The sequence below is a fragment of the Blastomonas sp. CCH9-A1 genome, assembly GCF_001557175.1.
In the GTDB taxonomy this organism is placed as follows: domain Bacteria; phylum Pseudomonadota; class Alphaproteobacteria; order Sphingomonadales; family Sphingomonadaceae; genus Blastomonas; species Blastomonas delafieldii_A.
Map to the genome: position 1 here is coordinate 1 of NZ_LSHM01000021.1, position 10,891 is coordinate 10,891.

The following is a 10,891-nucleotide window of genomic DNA, read 5'->3' on the forward strand; positions in this document are numbered from 1 at the left end:
GGGGTGACTACACGAAAGTGACGTATCTGCACGGAAAGGGCGAACGGATAGCGAACGTCACGCGGCAAGTAGGGAGTTGACGGCGCGCAGCGGTCGCAAGGCGTCCGGATCGGGTTGATCTTCAACATTCCAGCTATAGTCACCGGTCAGCGAGATATGCTCCCAGCCCAATGGCGCGATGTGGCGTGCGATTTCGTCGGCTGTGCCGATGTCCGCCAGCGCCATTTCGAGATAGCGAGTGTTCCACAAGATGATGGCGGCGACGAGCAGGTTGAGGCCGGAGGCGCGATAGGTCTGGTTCTCGAACCGACGATCGCGCAGTTCGCCGAGCTGGTTGAAGAAGAGCGCGCGGGCGAGCGCGTTGCGGGCTTCGCCTTTGTTGAGGCCCGCCTGGGTGCGCCGGCGCAGGTCGATGTCGCGCAGCCAGTCGAGCATGAAAATGGAGCGTTCGAGGCGGCCCAGCTCGCGTAGTGCGAGGGCCAGTCCGTTCTGTCGCGGATAGGCGGACAAGCGGCGCAGCATTGCCGAAGCAGTGACGGTGCCGGTGCGGATCGACGTGGCGAACCGCAGCAGTTCGTCCCAATGCGCCGCGACATGACCCAATGCGATCGGTTCGGCCGTCATGCCGGCAAGCAAGGGGCCGGATTCTTGGCCGGGAAGGAGGTGTAAACGACGCTCCTTGATGTCGCGCAGGCGCGGCGCGAAGCGGTAGCCGAAGAAGGGCATGAGGCCGAACACATGGTCCGATGCCCCGCCCGTATCGGTGTAGTGCTCCTCGATCGTCAGGCCGGTCTGGTGATACAGCAAGCCATCCAGCACATAGGGCGCTTCGCCAGCGGTCGCCGCGATCACCCGACTTGCGAAGGGGTCATATCGATCCGAGACATGGGTGTAGAAGGCAACGCCTGGTTCGTTGCCGCTGCGCGCGTTGATGTCGCCGATCGCGGCCCCACGGCCCCCGGCATGAAATTGCTGTCCGTCGCTCGACGAAGTGGTGCCGTCTCCCCACAGCGCGGCGAGCGGCATGGCGCGATGGGCGTCGATCAGCCTTCCCAACGCTTCGCCATAGGCGGCTTCGCTGATGTGCCAGTCGTGAAGATGGGCGAGCTGACGCAGACTTGCGCCCCGGCAGGTTTCCGCCATGCGTGTGAGGCCGAGATTGATGCCATCGGCGAGGATGACCGTGAGCAGCGCATTGCGATCGTCGGCTTCCCGGCCCGAACGACGATGGATGAAGCATTCGCTGAACCCGGTCCAGGCATCGACCTCCAGCAGAAGATCGGTGATCTTCACGCGCGGCAGTCGATCATAGGCGGCGCGACGGGCAATCTCGGTGGCGGGCGGTGTTGCCGCCTTCAGCGGCGAGATGATGAGACCGTTTTCGTCAAGCTTAACCTGGGGCAGCTCCCCTTGCCGTGCAAGGACCGTTACCTGCTCGATCGCCGTGTCGAGCCTGGTGCGCCGTTCCTCGATATGGCGCTCGAAATCCGTTTCGATGGCGAGCGGCAACGGCCCCTTCTCGCGCAGCGCCGCAAAGGTCGCCGGCGGTATGAGATAGCTGTCGAAATCGCGAAACTGCCGGCTTCCCGCGACCCATATATCCCCGGCTCGCAACCGCTCGCGTAGTTGCGACAAGGCGCATAGTTCATAAGCGGCACGATCAACGATGCCATCCCGCAGGACGAACGGGCGCCATGCGGGCGGCACAAAGCGTAGCGGCACGCGATCAGGCAAGCGCCGTTTGCCGGTCCGATATAGCTCCGCGATGATGGCCAGCGCTGACAGGAGCCCCTGAACCGCGCCGGCGCCGCGAAACTCGAAGGCGTTGAGAAAAGCGCCGACAAAGAGCTTCACCGTCCGATGCCGCTCGATCAATTCGGCGGTGCGATCGACGGTTTCCGGTCGCCCGAGCACTTCGGCCTGCTCGACGGCCACGGCGAAGTGCTGCCAGTCCAGCGCCTCGATCTGCGCCAGAGAATCCACGCCCTTGCTGCGCGCGTCGATGAGGAGGCGGCAAGACCCCGTGAGCGTCCGGAGGTGGCCTTGCAACTCGCGCACCGTCTTGAGGGCTTTGTCGCGGGTCCGGTTCTCGGCGCGGCGCGCCATGCTGCCCAACAGCTTGTCGAACATCGTCAGGGTGGCGTCGGTCAGGCTTTCCTCAAGCCGGATGCCGGTTGCCGCCAGCGTCGCATGGCGGCGCAGGGCATTGAGTTCGCCAAGGTGCTGGGGTGTGATGCGGCTGCCTTCGTCCGCCAGCCTGTCAAAAGTCAAAGCCGGGATCATGTCGGCACGGGCGCGATCGAGGCCCAGCGCGCGGATATAGGCGAGCCGTTCGATCAGGCGCAGGATGTTGCGCGCTGCCGGCGATTGTGGCGCATTGCGCATCCAGGATAGCCATGTCGCGACCTGCCCCGGTCGTCGGGCCAGCAAATCGTCCAGGCCCTGAAGGGTGTCAGGCAGCAGGCCATTCGTGAGCACTTCATAGGTAAGCTGTTCGGCTTGCTGGCGCGCCCGCCGCAGCACCGCTTCGAGAATCGACGGAGAAGGCAGGAGGATCTGCAGGCGCCGGAGTTCATCGACGATGACGTCTGCCATCTGGCCGGGGTGTATGATGGTCTGCGCGATTGGGACCGAGAAGGCGACAACTTCACGGAAAGCGTTGCGGTCAAAAATCCTGAACCCGTGCGATCGTCGGATTTCGACGAGATGCTCGCGACGGGTCTGGTCCCGATGGGCATAATCCGCGAAGGCTGCCGGCGCGACGCCGAGTTGCTGCGCCACATAGGCGAGCACAGGAGCGGGCGGGACTTCGCCCGCTTCCAGCGCACGGCCAGGCCATCTCATATATAGCATGAGCATCGCATAGCCGAGCCGGGTGGCATCGCCGCGACGGCGGCCGACAATTTCCAGGTCGTCGCTGGTCAGCGTATAATGACGCGCGATCTCGCGCTCATCGAGCGGCGCGCCATAATGCCTCGCCCAGATTTCCAGGCTCACCAGTCGCCGTCTCGCCAAGCATCATCTCCTTCGCTTTGCGTGTCCGTCAGACGGTCCTCTGGCGGCCAACAGGAATATGTCCGTTAACTCTGGACCTGTAACGGCGATTCGGACAAGATCGCATAATGACGGGAAAACGGACAGGATCGGGCATCATGTGGCGCTGATCGGCTATGCGCGCGTCTCGACCGCAGACCAGAAGCTGTCGCTCCAGCTTGACGCGCTGAACACTGCCGGGTGCGACCGTATATTCGACGATCACGCATCCGGGGCAAAAGCCGATCGGCCTGGCCTAACCGAAGCGCTCGCCTATTTGCGCCCCGGCGACACGCTGGTGGTCTGGAAACTCGACCGCCTCGGCCGCTCGATGAGCCACCTGATCGAGAAGGTCGGCGAGCTTGCGGCGCGCGGCATCGGGTTCCGCTCACTCACCGAGAATATCGACACCACCACTTCGGGCGGCATGCTGGTGTTCAACATCTTCGGCTCGCTGGCCCAATTCGAGCGTGACCTGATCCGTGAACGCACTCATGCCGGCCTCAAGGCCGCACGCGAGCGGGGCAACAAGGGTGGTCGCCGGCCTGTCGTTACCCCCGACAAACTACGTAAAGCGCGGGCGCATATCGCAGCGGGCCTCACTGTTCGTGAGGCGGCGGCCCGGCTCAAGATCGGCAAAACCGCCCTATACAAGGCTCTGGAAAACGCGTGAAACCGCTGGCGATCAAGAACTCGTGGGTGCTGGTCACAGGGGCTTCGACCGGTTTGGGCAGAGCGTCCGCCCTCCGCTTGGCGGCATCGTACCAGGCCAAGCCCCTGATTGTTGGACGAAGGCTCGACAACTTGCGGGAGCTACAGACCGAAATTGACGAGCGGTTCAATGTGCCGTGCGAGATTATAGTGGCTGATCAACGTGAAATCGAGGGCAGGGAGAAAATCGCGGCTAAGGTTGCAGAATTGCAAGTAACAGCCGCTTTGTTGGTTGCCGGAATGACGAGCGTTGGTTCATTTGATGCAGGCCGTGCCGACACTTATGCCGAGGTAATTGAAACAAACATACTCGGTTTCACGGATTTGCTGGCTCGCCTGATTGCGATTTTCAGGGAGCAGCCGTTTGAATCCTCAGTAATCGCCGTGTCGAGCCTGGCGGGCGAAACATCCGTGCCCTTCCAAGCGGTCTACGGCGCGTCGAAAGCCTATGTGAGCACCCTCATGCGAGCGCTTTCCGTGGAGCTTGCCGGGACGGGAGTGAGTGTTGGGTCTTTTGCACCCGGTGGAATCGACACAGACATGGCTGCCCTCAGCGATTTGAAGTGGGGGAGGTTGGGTTCGATGGACGTTGACCGGTGCGCGGCCCATGCAGTCCACGCTCTGGTTTATCGGCAATCCTTCGCCATACCGGGGATGGGCAACCAGCTCACATATTTGGCGAGCAGGGTTCTACCTCGATCGTTGGTCAATCGGATTGCCGCCCTCCCATATCGGCGCCCGTAGGGCGGCACCACATAAAAGGGGCAGGAAAGCCTGCGAATAGCATCTGCTGGCATCGTACCGGATTTGTTCGCCCTTAGCGTGCAGATACGTCACTTTCGTGTAGTCACCCCATCGGGGAGTCCTCCCCCGAGAAGGACAGGCTTTCCTTCTCAAACTCGATCCGGATACCTCGCTTGGTGAGGCCCTGGACCAGCTTGCGCAGGTCATCCAGATTGCGGGCCAACCGATCCATGCTGTGGACGACGACGGTATCGCCTTCGCGGGCGAAAGTGAGCAGAGCCTCAAGCTGGGGGCGGTTGACGTCCTTGCCCGATGCCTTGTCGGTGAAGGTCCGATCGAGCGACTGACCTTCCAATTGGCGATCCACATTCTGATCGAACGTGCTGACCCGGACATAGCCGATCCGTTGCCCCTTCACTGCGCACTCTCTCCATCAAAATGTCAGGTTGAAATCTATGATACGCAACGACATTCGTCAACAAATTCCGTTTAGTACCCTAATCTGACAGAAACCGCGGTAGCGCCCTGACGTCCGGTTAGGCTATACTCCAAGCTGACATCACAAAATCAAATCCCTCAAAGATGGCGTCAATTGCCTTGATGGGGTAAAAACTGGAGTGCTTCCAGGATGGGACATTCGGCAACGTCATCTCCAGTGCATCTGGCTAACGTGGTCGCCAGCGTCACCGCTATCTTCTGCAAATCTGCAATGCGGCGGCGGACATCTTCAAGGTGGAGTTCGGTTCTCGCCATAACCTCCGCGCAGGTTTGTGCACCGGTATCGGTGAGCGACAACAATGACCGTATCTCATCCATTGCATAGCCAAGGTCGCGCGCGCGCAGGATGAACTGCAACCTTTGCACCAGTTCCGGCGAATAGACGCGGTAGCCGTTGGAACTGCGAGGCGGCCCCGGCAGCAATCCCACCTTCTCGTAATAGCGGATGGTTTCGAGATTGCAGCCTGTTTTCCGGGCAAGCTGGGCACGCAAGATGCCGACCTGTTGCTCCATGAAAATACCTCTTGAGTCTGTAGTGGCTACAGAGCCTACACTGCGAATCACTCAGTTGGAACAAGGGATTCAAGCCATGGTCTCAACGCCGGAAGCGGGACAGCCAGCCCTCACCGAAAACCACGAGCCGAAGCAGGCAAACTGGGTTGCGGCGGGCGCATTGATCGGCGCGGGGCTCGCCTCGGCTTGCTGCGTCGTCCCGCTACTGTTGGTTATGCTCGGAATTTCCGGCGCGTGGATCGCCAACCTGACGGCGCTCGAACCTTACAAGCCCTATGTCGCAGGCGTAACGCTCGCGCTGCTCGGCTACGGCTTCTGGCATGTCTATTTCAAGCCGAAACCGCCCTGTGAAGACGGTTCCTACTGCGCTCGTCCACAATCGGCTTGGACCACCAAGGCGGTGCTGTGGCTGGGCCTTGCCGTCGCCATCCTGGCGCTCACCATCGACTGGTGGGCACCCTGGTTCTATTGAAAGGAAATACCCATGAAAAAGACAGTATGTATCGCTATGGCCGTGCTGGCTATGGCTGGCGGCGGGGTCGCCTATGCAGTTAGTGGCACGGCGCAAGATCGCCCCGCGGCTACCGCAACCGCTCAGAAGCAAACCACCTTTGCCATAGAGAACATGACCTGCGCCACCTGCCCGATCACCGTGAAGAAGGCGATGGAAGGCGTCGCCGGGGTAACGGCGGTCACGGTCGATTTCGCAGCCAAGACCGCGCGCGCAACCTATAACCCGCGCCGCACCAATGCTGCTGCGATTGCCGCTGCATCAACCAACGCGGGTTATCCGGCGCGCGCTATTCAAAACTGAGCGGGGCGCCGCCAGCGCCTCAAGAAAGCGATAAGCAATGAACGACTGTTGCAACCGCCCCGGGCAGGAAGGATTTGACGTTGCCGTCATCGGCGCGGGTTCTGCCGGGTTCTCCGCCGCGATCGCCGCTGCCGATCTGGGCGCGAAAGTGGCGCTCGTCGGTCACGGCACGATTGGCGGCACCTGTGTCAATGTTGGCTGCGTTCCTTCCAAGACGCTGATCCGCGCCGCCGAAGCGGTGCATGGTGGGCTTGCCGCCGCGCGCTTTCCCGGCCTTGGGGGCGCTGTCCAGATGGATGACTGGTCCGTATTGGCGGCGTCGAAGGACGATCTTGTCACGACGCTGCGCCAAAAAAAATATGTCGATCTGCTGCCCGCCTATGAAGGTGTGAGCTATATCGAGGGCAAGGCACGCCTTGCCGATGGTGCGCTGATTGTCGGCGATGCGCCCATGAAGGTCGGCAAGGTCATATTGGCGATGGGTGCGCACGCCGCCGTGCCGCCGATTCCGGGGATGGACAGCGTGCCCTACCTAACCAGCACATCGGCGCTGGCGCTGGATCGCTTGCCCAAATCGCTGCTGGTGATCGGTGGCGGGGTGATCGGGGTAGAACTGGGACAGATGTTTTCGCGTCTGGGCGTTGATGTCACCATCTGCTGCCGAAGCCGCCTGCTCCCCGAAATGGACCCGGAAGTGAGTGCCGCGCTGAAAAACTATTTGGAAGCCGAGGGCGTGCGGGTTTGCGCAGGTGTCGGCTATCAGCGTATCGCCCAAACACAGAGCGGGGTCGAATTGACCTGCGAGGGGCATTGTGACACCGTCGCGGCGGAACAGGTGCTCATCGCCACCGGACGCCGACCCAATAGCGACGGGCTTGGGCTGGAGGAGCGCGGCATAGTGCTTGCCCGTAATGGTGGAATCGTCGTCGATGACCACCTCGAAACGTCGGTTCCAGGCATTTACGCGGCGGGCGATGTAACGGGACGGGACCAGTTCGTCTACATGGCCGCCTATGGCGCAAAACTGGCCGCGCGCAACGCGGTGACGGGCAACCAATACCGCTACGACAATTCCTCCATGCCATCCGTCGTCTTCACCGACCCGCAAGTCGCCAGCGCCGGCCTCACTGAAACGACAGCACGGGCGCAAGGCCTGGACATCAAGGTTTCGCTGCTCCCGCTCGATGCTGTGCCAAGGGCACTGGCAGCACGCGATACGCGGGGTCTCATCAAACTGATTGCCGACAAGGCGAACGACCGTTTGCTGGGCGGCCAGATCATGGCACCCGAAGGCGCGGATTCGATCCAGACACTGGTGCTGGCGATCAAACACGGCATGACCACCCTGGAATTGGGTGCAACGATATTTCCTTACCTGACCACTGTGGAAGGCCTCAAACTGGCGGCCCAAACGTTTGATAAGGATGTCGCCAAACTGTCTTGCTGCGCCGGGTGATTGCTCGGGGATCAACCGGCAACGAATGGCCTCCCTCCAGTGCAAGCCGCTTTGGTGTCAATTTTGTTATTCGCCTCAGCGGGAGAGCAAAATGGCACGACGCCGACTTCTGACCGGAGACGAGCGCCGGCGCCTGTTCGATCCTCCTGTCCAAGAAACCGCGATCATTGGGCATTATACCCTTTCTGCGGAAGATGTTGAATTGGTTGGGCGCCGCTATGGTCCAGCAAATCGCCTCGGTCTGGCTGCACAAATCGCTTTGATGCGACATCCCGGCTTTGGTCTGCAACCCGAGATCGGGCTTCCCGACGTCATTCTTCAGTACCTCGCGGCACAGTTATTCGTCGATCCTTCCTCCTTCTCTGCATATGGTCAGCGCGCGCAAACCCGTACCGATCATGCCGATCTCGTGGCGCGTTATCTTGGCATACGCCCGTTTCGACGCGGCGACCTGGCACTTGCCCTGAATCTTGCCGCGCAAGCCGCCGAGTATACAGACAGAGGTGAACCGATTGTTCGCGCCCTCATGGTTGGCCTGAAGGGTGAGCGGTTCATTCTTCCGTCAGGCGACACACTGGAACGCGCCGGTCTTGCTGGCCGGGCACGCGCACGCAAAGCTGCCGCAGCCGCAATCGTCGAAGGCCTCAGCTCTGCTGGACTGACACGGCTAGACGAACTCGTAATCAACAACCCGGATTTCGGCATGACACCGCTGGCGTGGTTGCGTAATTTCGAAGAAGCCCCGACTGCGGCCAATATCAATGGCTTGCTTGAGCGCCTGCGCTATGTTCGCGGCATAGGTATCCACCCGGTAGTTGGGGGCGCCATTCCGGAATTCCGCTTTGCCCAATTTGTCCGCGAGGGCGGCGTGGCACCGGCATTCCTGCTTTCGGATTACAGCGTCAATCGCAGGCGGGCGACGTTGACGGCCGCAGTGATCGACCTTGAGGCCAGACTTGCCGATGGCGCGATCCAAATGTTTGACCGACTTATCGGCGGCATGTTCACGCGCGCGCGGCGTGGGCGCGAGCGTCGCTACCAAGATAGTATTCAGTCGGTGGGGCAACTCATGCGGCTGTTTGGCGCCACGATTACAGCACTTGATGAGGCTGTCCAGAATGGCGGCGATCCGCTCGAATTGATTGACGAAGCGGTGGGCTGGCACCGGCTTGTTGCGGCAAAGGCCCAAGTAGATGCCCTTGCTGATCTTGCCGGCGAGGACGCACTGGTAACGGCAACCGAGCGTTACGCCACGCTACGGCGTTTCCGCCCGGCATTTCTGGACGCCTTCACCTTCAAGGCGTCTGGAACAGGGACGGCACTGATCAAAGCCATCGATGTCATTCGCGATGCGAACACACGAAAGTCGCGCGACCTTCCCGATGGCGTTCCACTGCCATTCCCCAATCGGCAGTGGAAGCGTCTCATCACCGAAAGCGGCCGTATCGACCGCCGACGTTATGAAATTGCGATCATGGCAACCTTGCGTGATCGTTTGCGCGCCGGTGATGTATGGATCGAGGGAACCCGCAACTATCAGCGCTTCGATGCCTATTTGCTGGGTCGGCGCGACGCCGCCAAAGTGGCGGATGTGCTTCCGTTCGATTCAAATGCTGCATCCTACCTCGCTGACCGGGCACGAAATCTTGACTGGCGGCTGCGCCGATTTGCCAAGCAGTTGAAAACAAACAAGCTTGAGGGAGTGTCGCTCGAACGAGACCGGCTCAAGCTTCAGCAAATGCCGCCTGTCACCCCACCGGAAGCTGAAGCCCTCGATCGCAAGCTCGATACCCTGCTTCCCCGCGTGCGCATCACCGAGCTGCTGCTTGAAGTCGCCGAACGCACTGGTTTTTTGAACGCATTCCGTGACCTGCGCTCAGGCAAGGAGCACGACAACCCCAGCACGGTACTCGCCGCAATTCTGGCTGATGGCACCAACCTCGGGCTGGAGCGGATGGCCAATGCCAGCGAAGGCGTCAGCTATGCCCAACTCGCATGGACCCACAACTGGTATCTTTCACCCGAGAACTATCAGGCCGCGCTGGCCATGATCATCTCAGCCCATCACGAATTACCCTTCGCGCGGCATTGGGGCGCTGGCACCAGTTCGTCGTCCGATGGCCAGTTCTTCCGGTCGGGGCGGAGCCGTTCAGGGGCGGCGGACGTCAATGCCAAATATGGCGCCGAACCTGGCGTGAAAATCTATTCTCACCTTTCCGATCACTTCGCATCATTCGGATCACGGATCATGTCCGCGACGGCAGGTGAAGCGCCTTACGTGCTCGACGGGCTTGTCCTGGGCGCCGGCAACCTTCCGTTGCATGAGCACTATACCGATACCGGCGGCGCCACCGATCATGTTTTCGCACTCTGCCACCTACTCGGGTTCCGCTTCGCGCCCCGGCTGCGCGATATTGGCGACCGCAAGCTGGGTTCGATCGCTGCGCCATCGACATACAAGGGCATCGAAAATCTGATGGGCCGCACCATCAAAACGGCAGCGATCGAGGCCGATTGGGATGACATCGTCAGGATTGTCGCCTCAATCAAGGATGGCACGGTGGCGCCGTCAGTAATCTTGCGAAAACTTGCCGCCTACAAACGCCAGAACAGGCTGGATTTTGCATTGGCTGAACTGGGCCGTATCGAGCGCACTTTGTTCACGCTCGATTGGCTTGAACAACCGGAACTGCGACGTGCCTGTCAGGCCGGTCTCAACAAAGGCGAGGCGAGGCACACGCTTGCCGCCGCCATCTATACCAACCGGCAGGGTCGGTTCACCGATCGCTCGCTGGAAAATCAGGAATTTCGCGCATCTGGGCTGAACCTGCTGATTGCGGCGATTTCCTACTGGAACACGGTCTATCTCGACCGGGCCGCCCAGCACCTCAACGCTGTCGGCACGACGTTCGATGCGGCACTGCTTGCGCACCTTTCTCCGATGGGCTGGGCGCACATCAGTCTGACCGGCGATTACCTCTGGGAGCAGGCCAGGCGACTTCCAGCAGGTGAATTCCACCCACTCAACGAGCCAATGGCGCGGTTGAAGCGTGTAGCGTAGCCCATGTTCCGCTTATGTCCGAGAAATCGTTGTCTGGCGAACAAACCTTGAGGTGACGCCT

General features: G+C 60.9%; 9 protein-coding genes. 6 read left to right on the plus strand and 3 right to left on the minus strand.

All coding sequences use genetic code 11. The annotated features are described in order from the left end of the window. Positions 1-57: 57 nt before the first annotated feature. Positions 58-3,015, minus strand: coding sequence for a Tn3 family transposase (locus tag AX725_RS06090; RefSeq protein WP_031286087.1), 2,958 nt, complete (start codon positions 3,013-3,015; stop codon positions 58-60). A 139-nt stretch (positions 3,016-3,154) separates the two neighbouring features. Here AX725_RS06090 and AX725_RS06095 point away from each other — a divergent pair, with 139 nt between their 5' ends. Both AX725_RS06095 and AX725_RS06100 read left to right on the plus strand, forming a co-directional pair. After that, positions 3,155-3,706: a recombinase family protein gene (locus tag AX725_RS06095; protein WP_004213210.1), complete on the plus strand. Its 552-nt coding sequence runs from the start codon at positions 3,155-3,157 to the stop codon at positions 3,704-3,706. Then, positions 3,703-4,488 (plus strand): SDR family NAD(P)-dependent oxidoreductase, encoded by a 786-nt coding sequence (locus AX725_RS06100; RefSeq protein ID WP_066114998.1) that lies wholly within the window; start codon positions 3,703-3,705, stop codon positions 4,486-4,488. Before AX725_RS06095 ends, AX725_RS06100 begins: the two co-directional genes overlap by 4 nt. A 103-nt stretch (positions 4,489-4,591) precedes the next feature. Here the strand turns inward: AX725_RS06100 and AX725_RS06105 are convergent, their stop codons facing one another. After that, the gene (locus tag AX725_RS06105) at positions 4,592-4,906 is read right to left on the minus strand and encodes a recombinase family protein (protein ID WP_082741364.1); all 315 of its coding nucleotides are present in this window, start codon (positions 4,904-4,906) and stop codon (positions 4,592-4,594) included. Between the two features lie 170 nt (positions 4,907-5,076). Further along, entirely contained in the window at positions 5,077-5,499 is a 423-nt protein-coding gene (locus tag AX725_RS06110; RefSeq protein ID WP_062348314.1) for a MerR family transcriptional regulator, read from the minus strand. Positions 5,500-5,575: 76 nt separating this feature from the next. On the opposite strand from AX725_RS06110, the gene AX725_RS06115 reads away from it, so the two are divergent. The 4 genes from AX725_RS06115 (at position 5,576) to AX725_RS06130 (ending at position 10,830) form a co-directional block, all read left to right on the plus strand. Beyond that, positions 5,576-5,971: a mercuric transporter MerT family protein gene (locus AX725_RS06115; protein WP_014072602.1), complete on the plus strand. Its 396-nt coding sequence runs from the start codon at positions 5,576-5,578 to the stop codon at positions 5,969-5,971. A gap of 36 nt (positions 5,972-6,007) precedes the next feature. Then, complete coding sequence (locus AX725_RS20445) at positions 6,008-6,313, plus strand: heavy-metal-associated domain-containing protein (protein ID WP_017503487.1); 306 nt, start codon at positions 6,008-6,010, stop codon at positions 6,311-6,313. 37 nt (positions 6,314-6,350) lie between these two features. Then, positions 6,351-7,769, plus strand: coding sequence for a mercury(II) reductase (gene merA, locus AX725_RS06125; protein ID WP_066115296.1), 1,419 nt, complete (start codon positions 6,351-6,353; stop codon positions 7,767-7,769). 91 nt (positions 7,770-7,860) lie between these two features. Beyond that, on the plus strand, positions 7,861-10,830 hold the full coding sequence (locus tag AX725_RS06130; RefSeq protein WP_066115293.1) for a Tn3 family transposase: 2,970 nt from the start codon (positions 7,861-7,863) through the stop codon (positions 10,828-10,830). Positions 10,831-10,891 lie beyond the last annotated feature (61 nt).